This is a genomic window from Pelomonas sp. Root1217 (assembly GCF_001425705.1).
Taxonomy (GTDB): domain Bacteria; phylum Pseudomonadota; class Gammaproteobacteria; order Burkholderiales; family Burkholderiaceae_C; genus Pelomonas.
Genome location: NZ_LMDC01000001.1, coordinates 1,312,105 through 1,336,324, shown reverse-complemented (window position 1 = coordinate 1,336,324; position 24,220 = coordinate 1,312,105). Strand labels below are relative to the sequence as shown.

The following is a 24,220-nucleotide window of genomic DNA, read 5'->3' as shown; positions in this document are numbered from 1 at the left end:
GGGGTCAAAAATTCCCCATGAACCAATCCTTGACCCGACCAAGCAGGGTTTGCACCGAACCGGCCTGCTGTGCCGCCTTGAAACCCCGGCTGCGCGACAGCCGGGCCTCCTCCAACAGTCCCATGACGGTCGCCGAGCGCGGGTTGGCGACCATGTCGTAAAGGGCCCCTGAATAGGTGGGCAGGCCGCGGCGAACGGGTTTCAGGAAAATGTCCTCGGCGAGTTCCACCATGCCTGGCATGACGGCCGATCCGCCGGTCAGCACGATGCCGCTGGACAGCAATTCCTCATATCCGCTCTCGCGAATGACCTGGTGCACCAGCGAAAAGATTTCCTCGACGCGCGGCTCGATCACGCCGGCCAGCGCCTGCTTGGACAGCATGCGGGGGCTGCGGTCGCCCAGGCCGGGCACTTCCACCTGGTCGGACGGATCGGCCAGAAGCTGCTTGGCGACGCCATATTCGACCTTGATTTCCTCGGCATCCTTGGTCGGCGTGCGCAGCGCCATCGCGATATCGCTGGTGATCAAGTCCCCGGCAATCGGAATGACTGCGGTATGGCGGATGGAGCCGCCGGTGAATATCGCGACATCGGTCGTGCCGGCGCCGATATCCACCAGTGCGACCCCCAGGTCGCGTTCATCGGCGGTCAGGGCGGCATGGCTGGAGGCGCTCGGGTTCAAAACCAGCTGATCGACCTCCAAACCGCAGCGGCGCACGCATTTGACGATGTTTTCGGCCGCGCTCTGCGCGCCGGTCACGATATGGACCTTGACCTCCAGCCGCCCGCCGCTCATGCCGATGGGCTCCTTCACCTCATGGCCGTCGATGACGAATTCCTGCGGCTCGACCAGCAACAGGCGCTGATCGTTGGGAATATTGATGGCCTTGGCGGTTTCGACGACGCGAGTCACATCGACCGGCGTGACTTCCTTGTCGCGCACGATGACCATGCCGGTGGAGTTCTGGCCGCGGATATGACTGCCGGTGATGCCCGTGTAAACCCGGGAGATTTTGCAGTCGGCCATCATTTCGGCCTCTTTCAAGGCCTGCTGAATGGACTGGACGGTGGCGTCGATATTGACGACGACGCCGCGCTTCAAGCCATGTGACGGCGCCACCCCGAGGCCGGCAATGCGCAAATCCCCCCCCGGCAAAACCTCGGCCACGACGGCCATGATCTTGGCGGTCCCAATATCCAGCCCGACGACCAAATCCTTGTATTCCTTGGCCATGTCCGTCCTCAACGTTTTCTATTTACGGGTTTACCCGGGGTGTTCGTCGTCACGCCGCGCAGCTTGACCGCGTAGCCGTCGGCGTGGCGCAGGTCGGCGGACAGCAGCGGGCTGCGGTAGGTTGCCGTGACCTGCGTGATGGATTGGGCAAAACGGCTGAAGCGCTCGACGACATCCGTCTCGCTGCCGCGGCCCAGTTCGATGACGGCGCCGCTGCCCAGCGTCGCGCGCCAGGAGCCGCGGCCTGAGAGGTCCAGGCGGTCGACGCCCTCGCCGAGTTTTTCAGCGGCTGGCGACAGCGCCCGCCACATCTGCAGCATCGCGCCGGCGGTCCGCGCCGGGCCGGCGAGTACCGGCAGGGTTTCGTCCTCGACGTCGCCGAGATTGGCCTGGAAGACTTCGCCGAAGCTGTTGACCAGGGCGCGTTCCGCGCTGGCTTCGGTGGCCGAGTCGGCACCGTCGGTGCGCGCCTCCCAGTAGGCGGCGGCGCGGTGCTCTTCGAGATTGACCTTGAGTCGCATCGGCCAGATGCGCGTCAGTTGCGCATGCCTGACCCAGGGCACGGCTTCGAAGGCGGCGCGACCGTCCTTCAGGTTCATGCTGAGGAAGGAGCCGTGCAGGCGCGGCAGCGCATTGGCGCGCAACGAGGCCACGCTGTTGCGGCTGACATCGCCTTCAATCTGAATGGCGCGGAAGTTGAACGTTGGCAGGCGCACCATCCAGCGCAGCACGCCCCACGCGGCCGTGGCCACCAACGCAGCCACGAGCAGCGCCGACACCGCATTCATCAGGCGGATATCGGACGGCAGCGCGGCGGTGGCGGCGGCAGCGTTCACGTGATCAGGCGATCCAGCCGGGCCTGGGCAAGCAACCACAGGCACAGATGCGGGTAGTCCACGCCCACGGCCTGCGCGGCCTTGGGCACCAGGGAGTGCGACGTCATTCCGGGGCTGGTGTTCATCTCCAGCAGGAAGGGCTTCATGTCGGACTTGCGCAGCATCAGGTCGGCACGGCCCCAGCCGCGGCAGCCGAGCAGGCGATAGGCATGCAGCACGAGGCGACCGATCTCGGCCTCGAGTGCGGCGGGCAGCGAGCCGAACAGGTACTGCGTCGTGTCGGTCTCGTACTTGTTTGCGAAGTCGTAATTGCCAGCCTCGGCGCGGATCTCGATGACAGGAAGCGCGACGGCCGAATCACCCTCCCCCAGTACGGCACAGGTCAGCTCGGGGCCTTCGATGCACTGCTCGAACAGCAGCTCATCGTCAAAGCCCAGCGCCAACTCGACAGCGCCCTGCATGTCGGAATAGCCGGCGGCCTTGGTGATGCCGATGCTCGAACCCTCGTGCGGCGGCTTCACGACGACGGGCAGGCCGAGCGTGTCGGGAATCGTACGGATACGCTCGCGAGTCAATTCAGCGCGGGACAAGGCGAGGTATTGCGGCGTCGGCAGGCCCTCGTTGGTCCACAGCCGCTTGGTCATGGTCTTGTCCATCGCCACGCCGGAGGCGGTCACGCCGGAGCCGGTGTAGGGAATGCCCAGCCATTCCAGGGCGCCCTGGATCGTGCCGTCCTCGCCACCACGGCCGTGCAGCGCAATGAAGGCGCGCGCAAAGCCGTCATCCTTCAGCGCGTGCAGCGGACGCTCGGCGGGATCGAAGGCGTGGGCGTCGACGCCGATGGATTGCAGCGCGGCGAGGACACCGCTGCCGCTCATCAGCGACACCGGCCGCTCCGCGCTGTGACCGCCAAAAAGCACGGCGACCTTGCCGAGCGCCTTGGCATCGATGTTCAGATCAACAGGCGACTTCATGCTGCGCCTCCTTGGAAATGCGCCGCGACGCGACTCGGCAGGCTGCTCATCGAGCCCGCGCCCATACCGATGACGACGTCGCCATCGCGGGTCAACTGGGCCAGCGCCGCAGGCATGTCGGCCACACCGGCCACGAAGTTCGGCGTGCCGACGGCCTGCGCCAGCGCCGTACCGGTCGCACCCTCGATAGGCGACTCCCCCGCCGAATAGACCTCGGTCAGCAGCACGACGTCAGCGCCGCCCATCACTCGCACAAAGTCGGCAAAACAGTCCCGCGTGCGCGTGTAGCGATGCGGCTGGAAGGCCAGCACCAGGCGGCGGCCTGGATAGGCGCCGCGCGCGGCGGCCAGCACGGCGGCCATCTCGACCGGGTGGTGGCCGTAGTCGTCGATCAGCTCGAAACGGCCACCATCGGCCGCCGGCCATTCGCCATGCTTCTCGAAGCGGCGGCCGACGCCGGAGAAATTCTTCAGCGCCCTCTGGATGGCCTCGTCCGGGCAGTCCAGTTCCATCGCGATGGCAATGGCCGCCAAGGCATTGCGCACGTTGTGTTCGCCGGCCAGGTTGAGCAGCACGTCCAGGTCAGGCGCGCCTTCACGTTGGCAACTGAAACGCATCTGCGCGCCGGCCAGCGCTTCCACGTTGATGGCACGCACGCTGACGCCGGCGGACAGGCCGTAACTGACGACGGGCCGCTCGATGCGGCCGAGGATGGCCTGCACGCCGGGATCGTCGGCGCAGACCACCGCCGCGCCGTAGAAGGGCATGCGATGCAGGAACTCGACAAAAGCCGCGTGCAGCTTCTCAACCGAATGGCCATAGGTGTCCATGTGGTCCTCGTCGATGTTGGTGACGACGGACAGCACGGGGCTCAGCTTCAGGAAGGAGGCATCGCTTTCATCGGCCTCGACGACGATGAACTCGCCCTTGCCCAGGCGCGAGTTGGCACCGGCGGCGTTGAGCTTGCCGCCGATGACGAAGGTCGGGTCCAGGCCGGCTTCGACGAGGATGGCCGTGACCAGGGATGTCGTCGTCGTCTTGCCGTGCGTGCCGGCGATAGCGATGCCGCGGCGCAACCGCATCAGCTCGGCCAGCATGACGGCGCGCGGTACGACCGGCACCTGGCGGCCGCGGGCCGCCTGTACCTCGGGGTTGTCAGCAGCCACGGCGGTGCTCGTGACCAGCGCCTGCGCATCGCCGATGTTCGGTGCCGCGTGGCCGATCTCGACACGCAGGCCCAGAGCGCGCAGGCGCTCGGTCGTCGCGCTTTCGACGGCGTCCGAGCCGCTGACCGTGAAGCCGAGGTTGTGCAGGATCTCGGCAATGCCGCTCATGCCCGCGCCGCCGATGCCGACAAAGTGCAACCGTTGAACCGCGTGCTTCATGTCAGCCCCTCGTCCGACGCGTACGTCGGCCGATCCCCCGCGGGGATGCGGGCCGGCTTGGGAGCGGCCCGGCACTCGGCCCGCCATGCACTACGGCCTTCACGCTCATTTCAGCATTCCCTCAATTTCGTCGGCCACACGGGCGGCCGCGCGAGGACGGGCCAGCGAGCGCGCCTTCTCGCCCATTGCGAGCAGGGCGCCGCGGTCCATGCCGCTGAGCAGTTCGTGCAGCTTTGCCGGCGTCAATTCGCCCTGCGGCAGGTGGATGGCAGCGCCGTGTTGCGCCATGAAGACGGCGTTGTCGCGCTGGTGCGACGTGGTGCTGACCACCAGCGGCACCAGCACCGCGGCGCAGCCGGCCGCGCAGAGCTCGCTGACGGTGATGGCGCCGGCGCGGCAGACGACGACATCGGCCCAGGCGAGCGCCGCGGCCATGTCGTCGATGAAGGGGCGCACCTCCGCCGACAGGCCGGCGTCGGCGTAGACCTGCCAGACGGCGCCGAGATGGTCCTGCCCCGACTGGTGCAGCACCAGCGGCCGCTGCTCTTGCGGCCAAAGCGCGAGCGCCTGCGGCACGGCCTCGTTCAGCGCGCGTGCGCCCAGCGAACCGCCCAGCACCAGCACATGCAGCGGGCCCGAACGCTCGGCCATGCGCTCGGCCGGCGCCGGCAAAGCCTCGATCTCGGCGCGCACCGGATTGCCGCTGACGATGGCGCCCGACGTCGAAGCCGCCGCGGCACCGTCGAAGCCGAACGCAATCCGGCGCGCAAAAGGTTTCAACGCGAGGTTGCTCTTCAGCATCGCCGCGTCGGCATTGACCAGCATCAGCGGCCGGCCGGTGAAGGCCGCCGTCAGGCCGCCGGGCAAGCAGACATAGCCACCCATGCCGAGCACAGCCGTCGCACGGCGCTGCGCATAGACGCGACGGGCCAGGCTCAGCGACTTGAAGAACCCGACGATGCCACGCAGCGCATGCTTGATTCCCTTGCCGCGCAGGCCGGCGAAAGGCAGCGCATCCAGCTCGATGCCGCGTGCCGGCACCAGGCGGTTCTCCATGCCGGTCGGCGTGCCGATCCACGACACGGTCCAGCCGCGGCGCTGCATTTCCTCCGCAACTGCCAGGCCGGGAATGATGTGGCCGCCTGTGCCGGCCGCCATCACGACGAGGTGGCGCTCACTCATTGGAGCCCCTCGTCCAACGGGTACGTTGGCCGATCCCCCGAGGGGATGCCGACCGGCTCGGGAGCGGCCCAGCGCTCGGCCCGCCATGCACCACGGCCTTCACGGCTCATGACCGGCCTCCCCGCATCATTTGCCGGTTCTCGAGATCAATCCTCAAGACAACGGCCAGCGCCACGCAGTTCATCAGAATCGCCGACCCGCCAAAGCTCAGCAGCGGCAGCGTCAGCCCCTTGGTCGGCAGCGCGCCGAGGTTGACGCCCATGTTGATGAAGGCCTGCCCGCCCATCCAGATGCCGATGCCCTGGGCGTAGAGACCCGCGAACACCCGGTCCAGCGCGATGGCCTGGCGGCCGATCAGGAAGCAGCGCCGGGTCAGCCAGAAGAAGGCCAGGATGACAACGGCCACGCCGGCAAAGCCCAGCTCCTCGCCGATGACGGCAAGCAGGAAGTCGGTGTGCGCCTCGGGCAGGTAGTGCAGCTTCTCGACACTGCTGCCCAGGCCCTGGCCCAGCCACTCGCCGCGGCCGAAGGCAATCAGGCTGTGCGTCAGCTGGTAGGCCTTGCCTTGCGCGTATTTCTCGTCCCAGGGGCTGAGGTAAGCAAAGATGCGCTCGCGGCGGAACTCGCTGAAGCTGATCATCAGCACGAAGGCGCCGACCAGCACCAGCGTGATCAGCAGGAACATGCGGCCGTTGACACCGCCCAGGAACAGGATGCCCATCGCGATCGCTGCGATGACCATGAAGGCGCCCATGTCCGGTTCGGCCAGCAGCAACAGGCCGATGAAGGCCAGCGCAATCGCAATCGGCGTGACGGCCTGGAAGAAGTTCTCCCGGGCGTCCATCTTGCGCATCATGTAGTTGGCCGCGTACAGCGCGATGCCGAACTTGGCGAGCTCCGACGGCTGAAAGTTCATGACCCCCAGTGGGATCCACCGGCGCGCGCCGTAGACGACCTTGCCGATGCCAGGGATCAGCACGGCGACCAGCAACACCAGCGCCACGACGAAGACCCAGGGCGCCCAGCGCTCCCAGATCGCAACAGGGATCTGCACGGTGACCAGGCCGGCGACCAGCGCGAAACCGATGGCGACCATGTGGCGCGTCAGGAAATGCGTCGGCAGGTATTTGGCGAAGCGCGGGTTGTCGGGCAACGCGATGGAGGCTGAATAGACCATCAAGAGGCCAAAGGCCATCAGCGCCAGCACGACCCAAACCATCGTGATGTCGAAGCCCTGCAGCTGCGTCGGTCGCCCCGCCGAGGTAGACACCCAGTCGCGCACCGGCACGCTGGCGTCCTCGGCGTCGCCCTTCTTCCACAGCGATTGCAGCCTGGCAGTGAACCCACCCAGCACGGCGTTCACAGAGCCACCCCCCGCTCGTCGGCGAGCTGCTGCACCGTGGCGACAAAGACCTCGGCGCGATGGGCGTAGTTGCGGAACATGTCCAGGCTGGCGCAGGCGGGAGACAGCAGCACGCTGTCACCGGATTGCGCCTGGCTCAGGCACCAGGTCGTCGCCGCTTCGAGTGTGTCGTGGCGCTGCATGGGCACACCCGTGCAGGCCAGCGCCGCTTCGATCTGTGGCGCGTCGCGGCCGATCAGCGCTGCGGCGCGGGCATGGCGGGTGACGCCGTCGGCCAGCGGTGCGAAGTCCTGACCCTTGCCGTCGCCGCCAAGGATGAGCACCAGCTTGGCCGGCGCGCGGTCGGCGCCCAGGCCGGAGATGGCGGCAACCGTGGCGCCGACATTCGTGCCCTTGGAATCGTCAAAGAACTCGATGCCGTCGATGCTGCCCACGGGCTCGACGCGATGCGGCTCGCCACGGTATTCACGCAGGCCATGCAGCATGGGGGCCAGCTCGCAGCCGGCTGCCGTCGCGAGGGCCAGTGCGGCCAGCGCGTTGGCGGCGTTGTGGCGGCCGCGCACGCGCAGCGCGTCGGCCGGCATCAGGCGCTGGATGATCAGGGGCTCCGCCTCGTCGCTCTTCTTGCGCTTGATCGTCGGGTCCAGCTCCAGGGCACGCACCAGCCAGGTCAGGCCGCCTTCGTCCACGAGGCCGAAATCGCCGGCGGCCCTGGGCGGGTTCAGGCCGAAGCGAACGACCTGGCGCGACACCGTGCGGCCGGCCTTGCCACGGCTGCCCTTGACGAAGACAGGCGCAGGCACCAGTCCTTCGACGTCGGCGTCGTCGCGGTTGACGACGATGACGGCCTCGCGGCCGAAGATGCACGCCTTGGCACGGCCGTAGGCGGCCATGTCGCCATGCCAGTCGAGGTGGTCCTGGGTCAGGTTCAGCACGGCGCCGGCCGTGGGTTCGAAGTTGGACACGCCGTCAAGCTGGAAGCTGGACAGCTCCAGCACCCAGACTTCGGGCAGAGTCTCAAAGACCGGGCCGCGCGGCGGCGGCGGGTCAATCGGCAGCGGCGTGTCCTCGTCAGGCAGCACTCCAGCCTCTTCGATCGCTTCCCCCTCGACGGGCGCATCCTCGATCGCCTCGGCGATGGCTTCGGCCGGCGTTTCGATCGGTGCCGGATCGGGCTCCTTGGCCAGCGCCCCGGTCAGCGTGTCCAGCAGCGTCGGGCCAATATTGCCGGCGATTGCGACTCGCTTGCCTGCGCGCTCGACGAGCAGGCCGGTCATGCAGGTCGTCGTCGTCTTGCCGTTGGTGCCGGTGATGGCGAGCACGGCGGGCGCGTAGCCATGCTGGGCCTTCAACGCAGCCAGCGCGTCGGCGAACAGATCCAACTCGCCGCGCACGGCGGGACCGTGGGCGTAGACAGCCGCCAAGCGCACATCCAGCGGTGACAGGCCTGGGCTCTTGAGCACCGCGTTGAAGCTGCTCACGACCTCGGCCGTCAGCTCGCCGGTGATGAAGGCCGCCGTCTCGCCCAGCGCTCCGAGCTGGGGCGGCTGGGCTCGCGAGTCCCACACCGTCACATTGGCGCCGAAGCTCGCGCACCAGCGCGCCATGGCCAGGCCGGAATCACCCAAGCCCAGCACGAGCACGCGCTGATCGACGAGTTGCGGCAGGTCCAGCTTCATGCGCTCACCGCAGTTTCAGGCTAGCCAAGCCGACCAGGCACAGCAGCATCGTGATGATCCAGAAGCGGATGACGACTTGCGTCTCGTTCCAGCCGCTCTTCTCGAAATGGTGGTGCAGCGGCGCCATCTTGAAGATGCGCCGGCCCTCGCCGAACTTCTTCTTCGTAAACTTGAACCAGCTCACTTGCAGCATCACGCTCAGCACTTCGGCGACGAAGATGCCGCCCATGATGCCGAGCAGGATTTCCTGGCGCGTGATGACGGCCAGCGTCCCGAGGCCACCGCCGAGCGCCAGCGCGCCGACGTCGCCCATGAACACCTGCGCCGGGTGGGCGTTGAACCACAGGAAGGCCAGGCCCGCGCCGGCCATCGCCGCGCAGAAGATCAGCAACTCGCCGGAGCCCGGGATGTAGGGCAGCAGCAGGTATTTGGAGAACACCGACGAGCCGGTCAGGTAGGCGAACAGGCCCAGCGCCGAGCCGACCATCACGACCGGCATGATGGCCAGGCCGTCCAGGCCGTCGGTGAAGTTGACCGCGTTGCTGGTGCCGACGATGACGAAATAGGCCAGCGCCACGAAGCCCCAGACGCCCAGCGGCATGCTGATGGTCTTGAAGAAGGGGATCAGCAGGTCGGCCTTGGGCGGCAGCTCCGTGGAGAAGCCGCTGGAGACCCAACGGAAGAACAGCTGCACGACGCCCAGGAAGCTCGTCTCCGACACGCTGAAGGCCAGGTACAGCGCGGCGACCAGGCCGATCAGCGATTGCCAGAAAAACTTCTCGCGGCTGCGCATACCCTCCGGGTTCTTGTCGACGACCTTGCGCCAGTCATCCACCCAGCCCACGGCACCGAAGCCCATGGTGACCAGCATGACGACCCAGACGAAGCGGTTGCTCCAGTCGAACCACAGCAGCGTCGAAACGCCGATGCCGATGAGCACAAGCACGCCGCCCATCGTTGGTGTACCGGTCTTGGCCAGGTGCGCCTGCACGCCATAGGCACGCACCGGCTGGCCGATCTTCATCTCGGTGAGGCGGCGGATGACCCAGGGGCCGAAGGCCAGGCCGATCAGCAGCGCCGTCATCGCGGCCATCACGGCACGGAACGTGATGTACTGGAACAGGCGCAGGAAACCCAGGTCAGGATAGAGGCCCTGCAGCCACTGGGCGAGGCTAAGCAACATGCGGGTCTCCAGTCGTGGTTTGCAGTGCGGCGACCACTTGTTCCATCTTCATGAAGCGCGAGCCCTTGACCAGGGTCTGGGCCACGCTGGGTTGCGCATTGAGGGCCGCGATGAGGGCAGCCGCGTTGTCGAAGGCGCGGGCCCCCGGGCCATAAGCCGCTGCGGCGTCGCGGGCGGCGCTGCCGGCCGTCCAGAAGTGGGCGATGCCGCGCTCGGCGGCATAGGCACCCACTTCGCGGTGGAAGGCTGGGCCGTCGTTGCCCACCTCGCCCATGTCGCCGAGGATCAGCCAGCCCTCGCCCGGCATGCCGGCCAGCACGTCGATGGCGGCGCGCACGCTGTCGGGATTGGCGTTGTAGCTGTCGTCAATCAGCGTGCGGCCGCGCGCATCGGTCTTCAGTTCCGAGCGGCCCTTGACGGCGCGGAAGACTTCCAGGCCCTGCGCTATTGCGGACAGCGGCGCACCGGCGGCCAGCGCGCAGGCCGCCGCCGCCAGCGCGTTGCGCACGTTGTGCTCGCCAGCCATATGCAGGGCGACCGGCGCGGTGCCGGCGGGCGTGTGCAGCTCCAGCGCCCAGTGCGTGCCGATCCAGGCTGCATCGCCCGTCACGTCAGCCTTACCGCGAAGCGCAAAGCTCAGGTGCGGGCGCGAACCGGCCAGTTCCAGCCAGATCGGCGCGCAGGCGTCCTCGGCCGGGAAGACGGCGCAGCCGCTGGCGGCCAGCGCCTCGATGACTGCGCCGTTCTCGCGCGCCACGGCCTCGACGGTCGCCATGAACTCCTGGTGCTCACGCTGCGCGTTGTTGACCAGGGCCACGGTGGGCTGCGTCATCGCCGCCAGCGGTGCGATCTCGCCGGGGTGGTTCATGCCCAATTCAACAACCGCCGCGCGGTGGCTGGTCTCGTCGTCATGGCGCAGGCGCAAGAGCGTCAGCGGCACGCCGATGTCATTGTTGTAGTTGCCTTCGGTCGCGAGCGCCGCTTCGCCCACCCAGGCGCGCAGGATGCTTGCAATCATCTGCGTCGTCGTCGTCTTGCCGTTGCTGCCCGTGACAGCAATGACGGGCAGCTGTTGCTGGCGACGCCACGCGGCGGCGAGCTGACCCAGTGCCGCCTTCGCATCAGGCACAAGCAGGCCTGGCAGACCGGCTTCGGCAAGCCCACGCTCGGCCAGCGCCGCAACGGCGCCCGAGGCCTTGGCTTCGCTGAGAAAGTCGTTGGCGTCGAAGCGTTCACCACGCAGTGCGACGAAGAGGTCGCCCGTCCGCAGCGTGCGCGTGTCGCTATGCACGCGGGCAAAGCCGGTCGCGCCGTCGCCGACCAGCGTCGATCCCGGCAGCAGCGCCTGAGCCTCGGACAGCGTCAAAAACAGGTTCACAGACCCGCCCTTTCCAGCAACGCCGCGCGCGCTTCGCCAACATCCGAGAAGGGCCGGCGCACGCCGTTCACTTCCTGATAGTCCTCGTGGCCCTTGCCCGCGATGAGCACGATGTCGCGCGAGCCGGCGTTCATCACCGCGGCGCGGATCGCTTCCTCGCGAGCCTCGACGACGATGGCATCGGGCGCGGCAACGGCGATGTCGGCCAGGATCTGGGCCGGCGCTTCGGTGCGCGGGTTGTCGGTGGTGATGACGACGCGACCCGACAACCGGGCGGCGATGGCGCCCATCTGCGGCCGCTTGCCGCGGTCGCGGTCACCGCCACAGCCGAACACGCAGACCAATTCGCCGCCACGCGCCTGGGCGAGTCCCTGCAGGGCGGACAGCGCCTTGTCCAATGCGTCTGGTGTGTGCGCGTAGTCGACAACCACCTGGGGCAGCTCCCGGCCATTGCCGACGCGCTGCATGCGGCCCGGCACCGGCGTCACGCGGCCCAGCACGCGCGCCACGTCGGCCAGGGCGGCACCTTGGGCACGCAAGGCGCCGGCCACACCGAGCAGGTTGGCCGCGTTGTAGTCGCCGATCAGGCCCGTCTGTACCGGCAGGGCTTCCTCGCCCTCGTGCAGCGTGAAGGCCAGGCCCTCGCCGGTGTAGTGAAGGCCACGGGCCGTCAGCCGCGCGTCGCGGCGTGCGACGCCGGTGGTCCAGACATCAAGGGCGACCAACTCGGCGGCGAGGGCCTCGCCTTGCGGATCATCGAGATTGATGACTGCGGCGCGCAAACCGGGGAATGCGAACAACGCACGCTTGGCCGCCCAGTAGGCATCCATCGTGCGGTGGTAGTCGAGATGGTCCTGCGTGAAGTTGGTGAACACCCCGACCCGCACGCCGGTGCCGGCCAGACGACCCTCCACGATGCCGATGCTGCTGGCTTCGATGGCGCAGCCCGAGAAGGCCTCGTCGCGCATGCGAGCGAAGGCCGCCTGCAGCAGCACGGGGTCGGGCGTGGTCAGGCCGTTGTAGTCGAGCTTGGGCGGCTCGCCGATGCCCAGTGTGCCGACGACGCCGCAGCGCTTGCCGAGCTGGGCCGAAGCCTGGGCGATCCACCAGGCGGATGAAGTCTTGCCATTGGTGCCGGTGACGGCGATGACGTCCAGCGTGTCGGTCGGCTTGCCGAAGAAGGTGGCGGCGATCTCGCCGGTACGGGCCTTCAGGCCAGGCAGCGAAGCCACGCGCGCATCGACAAAACCGAAGCGCTCGACATCGGCCTCTTCAACCAGGCAAGTGGAGGCGCCGGCTTCCAACGCCGCTGCGACGAATTCGCGGCCGTCGCGGGCATAGCCGGGCCAGGCGATGAAGGCGTCGCCGGGTCGGACCTGGCGGCTGTCGGTGCGCAGTGTGCCGGTGCACCATTCAGACAGCCAGCGAGCGGCGGCATCGGGGGATTTAAGGCGGGTGAGCATGTTCAGAAGCTTTCTTCCGTGGCCACAGCCTTCTGGTTGGCAACGATCTGGCTCTTCACGTCCAGGTCGGGCGGCACGCCCAGTAAGCGAAGCGTCTGGGCGGTGACCTGACTGAACACCGGGCCGGCGACCTTGCCGCCGTAGTAAACGCCAGCGGTCGGCTCGTCGACCATGACAGCGACGACGATGCGAGGCTTGCTGATGGGGGCGATGCCAACGAACCAGGAGCGATATTTGTGGCTGGCGTAGCCGCGGCCCTCCTGCTTGTGGGCCGTGCCACTCTTGCCGCCGATGCTGTAGCCCGGCACCTGGGCCTCGGGCGCCGTGCCGCCCGGGCCGGCGGCGGCCTGCAGCATCAGGCGCAGGTCCTGGGTGACCTTGGGCGAGAACACGCGGATGCCGGCGACCGGATGGTCGTGCGGCTGACGCAGCATGCTGACCGGGACGATCTCGCCGTCGCGCGCGAACACCGTGTAGGCCCGCGCCAGCTGGAACAGCGACGCCGACAGGCCGTAGCCATAGCTCATCGTCGCCTGCTCGATGGGCCGCCAGGTCTTGTACGGCCGCAGCTTGCCGGTCACCGCGCCGGGAAAGCTGATCTGCGGCCGCTGGCCCAGGCCGATGGCCGTGAACATCTCATGCATCTCGCGCGGCTGCATCTGCATCGCAAGCTTGGTGGCGCCGATGTTGCTGGAGAACTTGATGACCTCGCGCACCGGGATCACGCCATGCGGCTTGGTATCGCTGATGACGGCACCCTGGAAGGCGTATTTGCCGTTGCCGGTGTCGACGAGGCTGTCTGGCGTCGTGCGGCCGGTCTCCATCGACAGGCCGGCAATGAAGGGCTTCATCGTCGAGCCGGGCTCGAAGACGTCGGTCAGCGCGCGGTTGCGCAGCTGTTCGCCCGAGAGATTCTGGCGGTTGCCGGGGTCATAGCTCGGGAAGTTCGCCAGGGCCAGCACCTCGCCGGTCTGCGCGTCCAGCACGACGACGGAGCCGGCCTTGGCCTTGTTCTCGGCCACTGCGTCGCGGATACGCTGGTAGGCGAAGAACTGCACCTTGGAGTCGACGGACAGATCGACGTCATGGCCATTGGCGGCAGGCACGACGTCGCCGATGTCCTCGACGACGCGGCCCAGGCGGTCGCGCACGACCGAACGCGAGCCGTCGCGCCCCTGCAACTCCTTCTGGAAGGCCAGCTCGATGCCCTCCTGGCCGCGATCCTCGACGTTGGTGAAGCCGACAACGTGCGCCGCCGCCTCGCCCTCGGGATATTTGCGGCGGTACTCGCGGTCCTGGAACACGCCCTTCAAGCCGATGGCCTTCACGCGTGCGGCGGTCTCATCGTCGGCCAGGCGCTTGAGCCAGACGAAGCGGGTCTCGGGATTGAGTTTGGCGTCCAGTTCCTTGTTGGACAGGCCCAGGGCCTTGGCCAAAGCGCGGCGCTTGTCAGCGTCGGCGTCGACTTCCTTGGGGATGGCCCAGATCGACGGCACGGCGACGCTCGCGGCCAACACCTGGCCGGTTCGGTCATTGATGCGGCCGCGGCTGGCCGGCAGCTCCAACGTGTGCGCGTAGCGAGCCTCGCCCTGTTTCTGGAAGAAGTCGGTGTTCAGCACCTGCACGTAGACAGCGCGCGCCAGCAAGCCGAGGAAGGCCAGGCCGACCAGGGCCACCAGAAAGCGCGAGCGCCACGGCGGCGTCTTGGAGGCCAGCAGCGGGCTCGTGGAATAGCTGACGCCTTTGCCCGAACCGAGGGCCCGGGCGCCGGACTTGGGCGCCTTGGTCATTGGTGCACCCTTCGGCGAGCTTGCTTGGGGCGGCCCGGCGCGGCGCTCATTGGCCTACTCCCGAGGCGACCACGGCCGGGCTGATGACGCGCATGCTCAGGCGTTCGCGCGCGACCTGCTCGACGCGCAAGTTGGTCGCCTGCGCATGGCGCTCGGCGGCCAGGCGTTCGGCATCGGCAGCCAGGCGCTGGCCTTCGGCCTTGGCCTTGTCGCGCTCGGCGAACAGGCGGCGCGACTCGTAGGCGCTATGCACGAGGACGACGCCGCTGGCCAGCACGGCCAGGATGAGGATGAAGTTGAGCTTGGCCATGTCAGCGCCTGGACGTGACCGGCGGCAGCGGCGCGTCGGTGCGCTCCGCAACACGCAACACGGCCGAGCGCGCGCGCGGGTTGGCGGCGACTTCGGCCTCGCTGGGCTTGATGCGGCCCAGCGCATTCAGGATCAGCGGCGCGGCTTCGGCGAACGGCGCGCGGCGGTCGAACACGGCCTTGCTGCGCTCGGCGATGAAGGTCTTGACGCGCCGGTCCTCCAGCGAATGGAAGCTGATGACGGAAAGGCGCCCACCCGGTGCCAGCAGGCGCAGCGCGGCGTTCAGGCCCTGCTCAAGCTCCTCAAGCTCGCCATTGACATGAATCCGAAGGGCTTGAAAGGTGCGGGTCGCCGGGTCTTGGCCGGGCTCGCGGGTCTTGACCGCGCGAGCCACGAGTTCGCGCAGCTCGTCGGTGCGCGTGAGCGGCGTGCCGGCTTCCCGGCCAGCAACAACCGCCTTTGCAATCTGTGAAGCAAACCGTTCTTCGCCATAGTCTCGAATCACTCTTGCAATGTCGCGTTCGTCAGCGCGGGCCAGGAAGTCCGCTGCGCTCTGGCCGCGCGTCGTGTCCATGCGCATGTCCAGGGGGCCGTTGAAGCGAAAGCTGAAGCCTCGCTCAGGGTTGTCGATCTGCGGGCTGGACACACCCAGGTCCAGCAGCACACCATCCACCTGATGAACGCCCAGTGCTGCCAGTTGATCGGCCATGTCGGCAAACGCGCTGTGGACGATGGAGAAGCGCGGGTCGGTGATGGCGGCCGCGGCGGCAATCGCCTCGGGGTCGCGGTCGATGGCAATGAGGCGGCCTTCCGGGGCCAGCCGGGCCAGCAGCGCGCGCGAATGGCCGCCGCGGCCGAAAGTGCCGTCCACGTAGACGCCGTCGGGGCGCGAGAGCACGCCGTCGACCGCCTCGTTCAGCAGCACGGTGGTATGGCTGAACTGGGCGCTCTCGTTCATTTCGGCGCCCATCAGAAGCTGAAGTCCTTGAGCGCGTCGGGCAGCGGGCCGGCCATCACCTCGGCCTCGTGGGCGGCATGGGCTTCGGCATCCCAGAGCTCGAAGTGGCTGCCCATGCCCAGCAGCATCACGTCGTTCTTCAGCCCGGCGCTCTTGCGCAGCTCGGGCGAGACCAGCACGCGCGACGCCGAATCGATGTCGACATCCATCGCGTTACCGAGGAAAACACGCTTCCAGCCTGAGGCCGACATCGGCAGGGCGGCGACCTTGTCACGGAACAGCTCCCAGGTCGGGCGCGGAAACAGCATCAGGCAGCCATCCGGGTGCTTGGTGACGGTCAGGCGGCCCTGGCAGATCAACTGCAGCACCTCCCGGTGTCGGCTGGGCACACTCAGGCGGCCCTTGGCATCTAAGGCCAAGTTGGAGGCACCCTGAAAGACGATTTCCGACACTTTTCACCACGAAACGACACTTCCTCCCACTTTAAGGGTCAGACCCCTGCCGGTCAAGGTTCGGCACGAGTTTTTTCAATGAAATCAAGTACTTAGCAATAGCTGTTAATTTATACAGCACTGATAAAAAATCTTGTTGATAAATAAGGACTTGCCAAGATATTGAGAAGTGCTGCTTGAAGTAATGGGCGTTTCGGTGTGGCGTTTGCCCCCGGTTGAATCGCACGCTCAGGGCCACCTTCCCGAGCTATGTCTGACAGGGTTTTGCCGCACAAATCACGGCAAGCCTCGCCGGCTGACCGCTCAGAATGCACTCACCCCGGTGATTTCTGCTGAAATTTCATGCTGTTTCAGCCCCTTCAGCCAAGAACTAAAACCGGGGGCTCCCACGAAATATCAAAACCGAGGCGGCCCCCAATGAATTTCTTGTCCCATATGCGTATCGGACAACGCCTTTTTGCCGGCTTCACCGTCGTCACCGCCTGCCTGATCGCCATCACGTTGCTGGGTTACTTCGGCATCCAGACGCTGAACAGCGAGATCAGCCAGTTGCTCAGCACCGACTACAAGGCCGTGGCCCTGGCCAACAAGGCCAAGGGTGAGTTGGGCGACGCTGTGCGCAGCATGATGACGACGTTGATCATGAGCGGCGAGGAGCAGATCAAGAAGGAACTCGACACGGTCGCCACACAGATGGCCGCGCATGAAAAGACCATGGCGGAGCTGGAGCCGCTGCTGACCGACGAAGCCAGCCAGGAGCAGCTCAAGGCGGTCAAGGAAGCGCGTGCCAAGTTCCTGCCGGCTCAGGCCTCCTTTGTGAAAACGGTGGCTTCCGGCGATACCGAAGGCGCGCCGCTGAAGTTCCAGTTCTCGGTGCGCGCCGCCCAGATCAAGTACATGACCGCGCTGGAGAAGCTGGTCGAGGCTCGCAACGCCGGCATGGATGCGGCCGGCGAGAAGTCCAACCGCGTGGCCAACAAGACAGCCCTGCTGCTCCTCGGCCTGGCCGTGGCCGCCATCGCCGCCAGCGTGCTGACCGGTGTGCTGATCACGCGTGGCATCGTCAACCCGCTGCGCGGCGCGGTCGCTGTGGCACGCAAGGTGGCCTCGGGCAACCTGACCAGCGAAATCGAGGTGCGCAGCCGCGACGAGACCGGCGAGCTGCTGCAGGCCCTGCACGACATGAACGAGAGCCTCAAGGGCATCGTTGGCCGCGTCCGCGAGGGCACTGAGTCCATCGCCTCGGCGTCCAGCGAGATTGCCAGCGGCAACATGGACCTGTCGGTGCGCACCGAGGCGCAAGCGGCGTCGCTGGAGCAGACGCTGTCGGCCATGAAGACGCTGACCGACGCGGTGCAGCAGAACGCGCAGAACGCCCAACAGGCCAATCAGCTGGCCAAGGCCGCCTCGCAGGTCGCCGGCGAAGGCGGCGCCGTGGTGGCGAAGGTCGTGACGACCATGGGCAGCATCGACGCCTCGAGCAAGAAGATCGTCGACATCATCAGCGTCATCGACGGCATCGCCTTTCAGACCAACATCCTGGCGCTGAACGCCGCTGTGGAGGCCGCGCGCGCCGGTGAGCAGGGCCGCGGCTTCGCAGTGGTGGCCGGCGAGGTGCGCTCGCTGGCCGGCCGCAGCGCCGACGCAGCCAAGGAGATCAAGCGGCTCATCAGCGATTCGGTCGAGAAGGTGGCCCAGGGCAGCCAGCTCGTCGCCCAGGCCGGCAACACCATGCAGGGCGTGGTGGCCAGCGTGCAACGCATGACCGACATCATGGGCGAGATCACCCATGCCAGCGCCGAGCAGAGTTCCGGCATCGAGCGCGTCACGCATACCATCCATGACATGGACAAGAGCACGCAGCAGAACGCCGCACTGGTGGAAGAAGCCGCCGCTGCCGCCGACTCGCTGCGCGATCAGGCCCATGGCCTCGAGGAGGTCGTCAGCCTCTTCAAGCTCGAGGCGGCGCGCTGAAGGCGCGATCATCCCCATCCTCAAAAAGATCAGGAGACTGCATGAAGACGAACTACGCCATCCGATGGATTGCCGGCTTGAGCCTCGCCCTGAGTCTGGGCAGCGCAGCGCAGGCCATCGAAGTGGGCGGCCTCAAGTTCGACGACACCGTCAAGGTCGCCGGCAAGGACTTGAAGGTCAACGGCGCCGGTGTGCGCGTGCGCATCGTGGTCAAGGTCTATGCCCTGGTGCTTTACCTGCCCGAGAAGAAGGACACGACGGCCGGCGTGCTGGACACCCAGGGCCCGCGCCGCTTCAGCCTCGGCCTGCTGCGCGAGGTGACCGGTGACGACCTGGGCCAGGCCTTCATGGCCGGCATCACGGCCAACACCGACAAGGCCGAGCGCTCCAAGTTCGTCAACCAGCTGGCCCAATTCGGCGAGGCCTTCGTCAACATCCCGCAGGGCAAGAAGGGTGACGTCATCACCGTGGACTGGATTCCGGACACCGGCACCGTCATGGCTCTGAACGGCAAGCCGATCGGCGAGCCGATGAAGGACGTCAATTTCTACAATGCCATCCTGAAGATCTGGCTGGGCGACAAGCCCGTCGACTCTTCGCTCAAGCCCGCCCTGCTGGGCAAGGGCTGACGCTCGTGCACCACGAAACGCGCCACGTGGCCACGCGTCGTGGCGCGTTTTGCTTTGGACTCGCCAATCTCATGGCAGCATGAGAGCCGCCCGGCCGCCTGAAGGCGCTCAGCTCCCGCTTGGCGGGCCAGCGCATCGCGCCAAGGGTGCACCCATGAGTTCATCTTGAGCCGCAAGCCTTCGTCCTCGCTCTTTGCCGCGCTGGCTCTCGGCGCCAGCATCGGCCTGCTGCTGCCGGCCCTCATCGTCGGCGGCCTCTTCATCGGCTTGCGCGAGTCCAAGGTCGCCGAGCAGGCGCTGCAGCGCGACCTCGACGCCAAGCTGGACGTGCTCGCCAGCAGCCTGCCCGAACTGCTGTGGAACCTGGACGCGGTGGCCGCACGCGAGGTCGTCTCGGCCATCGTCAAGTCCCCCGAGGTCGTGCGCGTCAGCGTCAGCGACGCCTCCCAGGGCCTGCCCTTCATCGAGAACCACCTGCCCGAGCGCCGCCTGGGCCAGACACTGACCGGCGAGCGCGACATCCTGCGCGGCGCGACACGCATCGGCCACATCCAGATCGAGATCGACGACCACCTCAGCACGACGGCCGTGCTGCGCCAGCGCTGGCTCTACGGCGCGACCGTCGGCGGCCAGTTGCTGGCCTCGCTGGCCCTGGTGTTGTGGCTCTTGAACTCGCGTTTGTTCCGCCCGCTGCGCGAGCTCGGCGACTTCGCCAACGACCTCGCCGAGGGCCGCTTCAACGCCAAGCTCGAGCACACGCGCCAGGACGAGATCGGTCTGCTCGGCGGCCACCTCGAGCACATGCGCGACGCGCTGCAGCAGCAGTTCGATGCCCAGCGCAATCTCATCGAACGCCTGCGCGGCATGGCCGAGACGGTGCCCGGCGTCGTCTACCAGCTGCGCCTGGCCGTCAACGGCGAGTTCTCGTTCGCCTATGTCAGCGAGGCGGTGCGCGAATACTTCCTGCTCGGCAGTGCCGAGCTGAGCCGCAGCGCGACGCCCTGGTTCGAGCGCATCCACCCCGACGACCGCGCCGCCGTGCGCGAGAGTCTGCTGGCCTCGGCGCGCAACCTGAGCCCCTGGCAGCAGGAGTTCCGCACGCCGCAGGTCGACGGCAGCGAGCGCTGGATCTACGGCAATGCCATCGCCCAGCGCGAAGCCGACGGCAGCGTGTTGTGGCACGGCTTCCTGACTGACATCTCGCGCCAGCGCCGCGACGCGCTGGAGCTGGAGCGCTACCGCCATCACCTCGAGGAACTCGTCGAGGCGCGCACCGCCGAGCTGGCGGAGGCCACCCAGGCCGCCCAGGCCGCCAGCCTGGCCAAGAGCGCCTTCCTTGCCAACATGAGCCACGAGATCCGCACGCCGATGAACGCCATCATCGGGCTGACCTATCTGGCGCAGAGCGATACCATCGAGCCCGAACAGCAACAGCGCCTGCAGAAGGTCGCCAATGCGGCCGAGCACCTGCTCAGCGTCATCAACAACGTGCTGGATTTCTCCAAGATCGAGGCGGGCAAGGTGAGGCTGGAGCAGCGCGCATTCACCGTCGGCGAGGTGCTGGACAACATCGCCAACATGACGACCCAGGCCGCCGCGGCCAAGCGGCTGCGTGTCGAGACCGACGTTGCGCCGGAGCTGGGCAATCGCGTGCTCATCGGCGACCCGCAGCGCATCTCCGAGGTGCTGCTGAACTTCGCCGGCAATGCGGTCAAGTTCACCGACAGCGGTTTCGTGCGCCTGGCCGCGCGGCTCGACGAGACCCAGCCCGCCCCGGCGCTGGCATTGCGCTTCGAGGTACAGGACAGCGGCATCGGTATCGCCCCGGACGCACAGGCGCGGCTGTTCCGCGACTTCGAGCAGGCCGACAGTTCCACGACGCGGCGCTATGGCGGCACCGGCCTGGGCCTGGCGATCTGCCGGCGCCTGGCCCAGCTGATGGGCGGCCATGTCGGCGTCGACAGCGTCCTGAACCGCGGCAGTACCTTCTGGTTCACGCTGCCTGTGGAGGCCGGCAGCCAGACGCCGGTGGTGCCGGTAGCGGCGCCACGGCCGCATTCGGCGCGCGAACGGCTTGCCGAACTGGCACGAGCCCAGCCGCGCCGTCTCCTGCTGGCCGAGGACAACCCCGTCAACCAGGAGGTGGCCGTCGCTCTCATCGGCAGTGCCGGCCTGGCGGTGGACGTCGCCGCCGATGGGCAGCAGGCCGTCGACATGGTCAAGGCCGGTGACTACGCCCTGGTGCTGATGGACGTGCAGATGCCCATCATGGATGGCCTGGACGCAACGCGCGCCATCCGCCGCCTGCCTCAAGGCGCCGAACTGCCCATCCTCGCCATGACAGCCAATGCCTTCGATGACGAGCGCCAGCGCTGCCTGGATGCCGGCATGGACGACCACGTCGCCAAGCCGGTCGTCGCCGAGCAGCTGTTCGCGACGCTGCACGACTGGCTATCCGGCGCACGCAAGACAAGCAGACGCGGAGCCTGAGACAGCGCGTTTTCGGGCCGAGCGCCGGGCCGCTCCCTAGCCGGCCCGCCATGGCGATGTGCTTGCCGGTCGAGCCGGCAAGCATCGCCGTCCCCTCGGGGGCTGAGGCCGGACACGTCAAGTCCTGTGGACTTGTCGTGCCTGCCGAAGAGCAGCCGCTCTGCCGGCTGCGCGGTCAGCAAGACCGACCAGACTCGCCCGCGTTCAGCGGCGCGAGACTGGGCGAGGGGCTACTGCGACTCTTTGATGAGCCGCCCCGAACCGGCCTGCAGCGGCCGCGCATTCATCGGGTAGAGCTTGGCGAAGATGCCGAGCTGCTGGGCCGTCAGGGCGACGGGCTGGCGCAGCACCATCCACAGCACGCCTTCGCTGCAGGGCGGCGTCGTCAGGGAGCCCATGTAGGTGTAGTAGCCCTGATCGGCCGGAAGCAGCTGGTTCAGGTCGATCTGCGTCTGAGCCGCCAGGGCCTCTCCCTTTTCCAGCGGCAGATTGGCCCAGACCGCCTGGATCACCGGCTGGGGCTTGTTGTCGGGGCCACGCTCCAGCAGCACGGCGACGACGGCAAGACGCCCTTGCGCATCCTTGTGCACCAGGTGGGCCACCATGTCGGACTGCTTGCCATTGACGCGTTCCTCACTCGGGCGATGGAAGTGGAACTGCACGAGTTCATAGCGCCTGCCCATGACGGTCAGGCCGTTGCCGGCAGCGACATTGACCTGGATGGTGTGGCCGTTGTCCTGCACCGAGAAGCTGCTGGTGCGGTAGTCGAAGCTGATCTTCTCCAGTTCAACGGACAGCCCATCGCGGATGTCGATGGGGCTCTGGCGCGTGCCGACGGCGCAGAGCTTGTTCTCGGGTGTGAGCTCGGCCCAGTGCTCCGGTCCGAGATCGCCGGTGTAACCCCAATGCACCGGCTTGGCGGCTACGGCTTTGGTCGGTTTGCCGGCCTTGGTCGCCGGCTTGGCGGTGGCCGTGCCCTCGGCCTTCGTGGACAGGCGGTCTGCCAGGCGTTGGCGCAGCACCTCCACGGGTTCCTTGGTCTCCTCGGCCTGGGCCGCCAGCGCCAGCAGGCAGGCGGCAAGAGTCACGCGCGTTTTCATCCGTTGATTTTCGGCAAGCCGGCGGCCGGCTTGAGCGCCGCAAACGACATGTGCCGCCGATCCTGGTCAATTGGCACAGATTGGCACAGATCAGCTCGGGATGGAACGCCTGACGCCGTACCAGGCCACCAGGCCCACCATCATCAGCCCCGCCGAGGTGAGGGCCAGGGCAATGGTCGAGTGCATGACCAGCGGCACCAGCACGCCGGCCACCAAACCATTCGCCGCCGAGCCGATGCTGGCCTGCAGCGACGAGGCCATGCCGCGCCGCTCGGGCACCTGGTCCAGCACCAGCAGCGTGACGACCGGCACCATCAGCGCCCAGCCGAAGGAGAACAGACCGATCAGCGGCAGCGCCCACCAGGCGCTCAGCGGCGCGAACAGGTTCAGCGCGACGTTGACGGCCGACACCGCGACCATGATGCGAAAGCCGCGCATGATCTGCCGCTTCGGGCTCATCTTGCCCGCCAGCCGCCCGCTCACCGCGGCGCCGACCATGATGCCGCCGATGGTGCACAGGAACAGCCAGAAGAACTGCGTCGCTTCGAAATGCAGATGCTCGCCAAGGAAGACCGGCGCCGCCAGCACGTAGAGGAACATGCCGTTGAAGGGGATGCCGCTGGCCAGCACCAGCATCATGAACTTGGCGCTGCTGCACAGCCGCCAGTATTCGCGCATCAAGGTGCCGACGTGGAAGGGCTGGCGCATGTTCGCGTGCAGCGTCTCCGGCAGCAGCCGCCAGTTGGACACCAGCAGCGCCGCGCCGACGGCCGTCAGGAACCAGAAGATCGAATGCCAGTCGGCGTGCACGAACAGGAAGCCGCCGACCATCGGCGCAATCGCCGGCGCCACGCCGAAGAACAGCGTCACCTGGGACATGATGCGCTGAGCATCCGCCGGCGGAAACATGTCGCGGATGATGGCCCGCGACACGACGATGCCGGCACCGGCCGACATGCCCTGCACGGTGCGCCAGAACACCAACTGGCCGATGGAGCCCGATACCGCGCAACCCATACTGGCCGCCGTGAACGCGGCCAGTCCGATCAGCACCACGGGCCGGCGGCCAAAGCAGTCCGACAGCGCACCGTGGAAGAGGTTCATGAAGGCGAACCCGAAGAGATAGGCCGACAGCGTCTGCTGCATCTCCACGGGCGTCGCATTCAGCGCCGCACCGATGCCGGCGAAAGCGGGCAGATAGGTGTCGATGGAGAAGGGGCCCACCATGGCCAAACAGGCCAACAGCACGGACAGGGCCCAGCGAGGCGCGCGCCAGAGGCGGCTGGCATCGGGATTCATGCGCGGCAGTCTATCGAGCCGAGGCCGTTCAGCCGAAAGAAAGCGGCAAGAAAAGAGTGAAGCAAGCCGATAGGCCGGATTCTGTGCACCGCCCTCCCCTTGCGGTTCGGACGGCGTGACCGCCATTCCTCTGGGCCGGGCATCACTGCCCGGCTCGGTGCCACCTACCCGCCAGCTCTGCGAGCCGCATCAACGCTGGCCTACTTGGTGTTGCTGCGCGTAGAGATTGCCCGTTGCACCCGGTCTCGGTGACTGCGTCACCGATCCCGCAGGGCTTGCGCCCTGCCCGTCCCTCGCTTCCCGCGAAGAGCACGCTCTCCACAGGAAGGAACCTTTGCGAAGTGGCTTTCGCCCCTTCGCAGGTCCGGACGACCGACTCGTCTCTGTTGCTCTGATCCTCGGCTCTCGCCGGGCAGCCGTTAGCTGCTACGCCGCTCTATGCAGTCCGGACCTTCCTCCAGGGCCATGTTTCCATGCTTGCCCCAGCGGCGGTCTGGCTTGCTTCACGGGAGTGAGTATCGCAGCCCCGGGCATGTGGCTT

At 67.3% G+C, this 24,220-nt stretch carries 19 protein-coding genes and 1 other RNA gene; 3 read left to right on the top strand and 17 right to left on the bottom strand.

Going from position 1 to position 24,220, the window contains the following annotated elements; all coding sequences use genetic code 11:
- Window positions 1-4: 4 nt before the first annotated feature.
- The 14 genes from ftsA to ASC95_RS05920 all read right to left on the bottom strand — a co-directional run bounded on the left by ftsA (window position 5) and on the right by ASC95_RS05920 (window position 16,178).
- Window positions 5-1,234 carry a cell division protein FtsA gene (gene ftsA / locus ASC95_RS05985; protein WP_057296799.1) on the bottom strand — a complete coding sequence of 410 codons (1,230 nt, stop codon included), beginning with the start codon at window positions 1,232-1,234 and terminating at the stop codon, window positions 5-7.
- Between the two features lie 8 nt (window positions 1,235-1,242).
- Window positions 1,243-2,070 (bottom strand): cell division protein FtsQ/DivIB, encoded by an 828-nt coding sequence (locus tag ASC95_RS05980; RefSeq protein WP_235537702.1) that lies wholly within the window; start codon window positions 2,068-2,070, stop codon window positions 1,243-1,245.
- Window positions 2,067-3,044 carry a D-alanine--D-alanine ligase gene (locus ASC95_RS05975; RefSeq protein WP_057296798.1) on the bottom strand — a complete coding sequence of 326 codons (978 nt, stop codon included), beginning with the start codon at window positions 3,042-3,044 and terminating at the stop codon, window positions 2,067-2,069. The genes ASC95_RS05980 and ASC95_RS05975 overlap by 4 nt, the downstream gene beginning before the upstream one ends.
- Window positions 3,041-4,429: a UDP-N-acetylmuramate--L-alanine ligase gene (gene murC / locus ASC95_RS05970; protein ID WP_057296797.1), complete on the bottom strand. Its 1,389-nt coding sequence runs from the start codon at window positions 4,427-4,429 to the stop codon at window positions 3,041-3,043. The genes ASC95_RS05975 and murC overlap by 4 nt, the downstream gene beginning before the upstream one ends.
- 105 nt (window positions 4,430-4,534) lie before the next feature.
- A complete protein-coding gene (gene murG, locus ASC95_RS05965) occupies window positions 4,535-5,611 on the bottom strand; it encodes an undecaprenyldiphospho-muramoylpentapeptide beta-N-acetylglucosaminyltransferase (RefSeq protein WP_057296796.1) in 1,077 nt (358 codons plus the stop codon).
- Between the two features lie 106 nt (window positions 5,612-5,717).
- Complete coding sequence (gene ftsW, locus ASC95_RS05960; protein ID WP_057296795.1) at window positions 5,718-6,974, bottom strand: putative lipid II flippase FtsW; 1,257 nt, start codon at window positions 6,972-6,974, stop codon at window positions 5,718-5,720.
- A complete protein-coding gene (gene murD / locus ASC95_RS05955; protein WP_057296794.1) occupies window positions 6,971-8,653 on the bottom strand; it encodes a UDP-N-acetylmuramoyl-L-alanine--D-glutamate ligase in 1,683 nt (560 codons plus the stop codon). The genes ftsW and murD overlap by 4 nt, the downstream gene beginning before the upstream one ends.
- Window positions 8,654-8,657: 4 nt before the next feature.
- Window positions 8,658-9,836 carry a phospho-N-acetylmuramoyl-pentapeptide-transferase gene (gene mraY, locus ASC95_RS05950; protein ID WP_057296793.1) on the bottom strand — a complete coding sequence of 393 codons (1,179 nt, stop codon included), beginning with the start codon at window positions 9,834-9,836 and terminating at the stop codon, window positions 8,658-8,660.
- Entirely contained in the window at window positions 9,826-11,214 is a 1,389-nt protein-coding gene (gene murF, locus ASC95_RS05945; RefSeq protein WP_057296792.1) for a UDP-N-acetylmuramoyl-tripeptide--D-alanyl-D-alanine ligase, read from the bottom strand. Before murF ends, mraY begins: the two co-directional genes overlap by 11 nt.
- Entirely contained in the window at window positions 11,211-12,677 is a 1,467-nt protein-coding gene (locus ASC95_RS05940) for a UDP-N-acetylmuramoyl-L-alanyl-D-glutamate--2,6-diaminopimelate ligase (RefSeq protein ID WP_057296791.1), read from the bottom strand. Before ASC95_RS05940 ends, murF begins: the two co-directional genes overlap by 4 nt.
- 2 nt (window positions 12,678-12,679) lie before the next feature.
- On the bottom strand, window positions 12,680-14,467 hold the full coding sequence (locus ASC95_RS05935) for a penicillin-binding protein 2 (RefSeq protein ID WP_057296790.1): 1,788 nt from the start codon (window positions 14,465-14,467) through the stop codon (window positions 12,680-12,682).
- A gap of 46 nt (window positions 14,468-14,513) precedes the next feature.
- Complete coding sequence (ftsL, locus tag ASC95_RS05930) at window positions 14,514-14,777, bottom strand: cell division protein FtsL (RefSeq protein WP_057296789.1); 264 nt, start codon at window positions 14,775-14,777, stop codon at window positions 14,514-14,516.
- Window position 14,778: 1 nt separating this feature from the next.
- Window positions 14,779-15,735 (bottom strand): 16S rRNA (cytosine(1402)-N(4))-methyltransferase RsmH, encoded by a 957-nt coding sequence (gene rsmH, locus ASC95_RS05925; protein WP_057297068.1) that lies wholly within the window; start codon window positions 15,733-15,735, stop codon window positions 14,779-14,781.
- Between the two features lie 11 nt (window positions 15,736-15,746).
- On the bottom strand, window positions 15,747-16,178 hold the full coding sequence (locus ASC95_RS05920) for a division/cell wall cluster transcriptional repressor MraZ (protein ID WP_056203596.1): 432 nt from the start codon (window positions 16,176-16,178) through the stop codon (window positions 15,747-15,749).
- A gap of 444 nt (window positions 16,179-16,622) precedes the next feature.
- Between ASC95_RS05920 and ASC95_RS32325 the strand changes: the two genes are divergently transcribed.
- From ASC95_RS32325 to ASC95_RS05905, 3 genes are all read left to right on the top strand, one after another.
- Window positions 16,623-18,161 (top strand): methyl-accepting chemotaxis protein, encoded by a 1,539-nt coding sequence (locus ASC95_RS32325; protein WP_304440594.1) that lies wholly within the window; start codon window positions 16,623-16,625, stop codon window positions 18,159-18,161.
- Window positions 18,162-18,202: 41 nt separating this feature from the next.
- Window positions 18,203-18,790, top strand: a complete 588-nt coding sequence (locus tag ASC95_RS05910) for a chalcone isomerase family protein (RefSeq protein WP_057296787.1) — start codon at window positions 18,203-18,205, stop codon at window positions 18,788-18,790.
- 165 nt (window positions 18,791-18,955) lie between these two features.
- Entirely contained in the window at window positions 18,956-21,280 is a 2,325-nt protein-coding gene (locus ASC95_RS05905; RefSeq protein ID WP_057296786.1) for an ATP-binding protein, read from the top strand.
- Window positions 21,281-21,510: 230 nt separating this feature from the next.
- Here ASC95_RS05905 and ASC95_RS05900 read toward each other — a convergent pair whose 3' ends face one another.
- The 3 genes from ASC95_RS05900 to rnpB form a co-directional block, all read right to left on the bottom strand.
- Window positions 21,511-22,380, bottom strand: coding sequence for a carbonic anhydrase (locus ASC95_RS05900; RefSeq protein ID WP_082567505.1), 870 nt, complete (start codon window positions 22,378-22,380; stop codon window positions 21,511-21,513).
- 90 nt (window positions 22,381-22,470) lie between these two features.
- Window positions 22,471-23,679: a multidrug effflux MFS transporter gene (locus tag ASC95_RS05895; RefSeq protein WP_057296785.1), complete on the bottom strand. Its 1,209-nt coding sequence runs from the start codon at window positions 23,677-23,679 to the stop codon at window positions 22,471-22,473.
- A 54-nt stretch (window positions 23,680-23,733) separates the two neighbouring features.
- An RNA gene (rnpB, locus tag ASC95_RS07160) (RNase P RNA component class A) lies at window positions 23,734-24,184 on the bottom strand.
- Window positions 24,185-24,220: the final 36 nt, after the last annotated feature.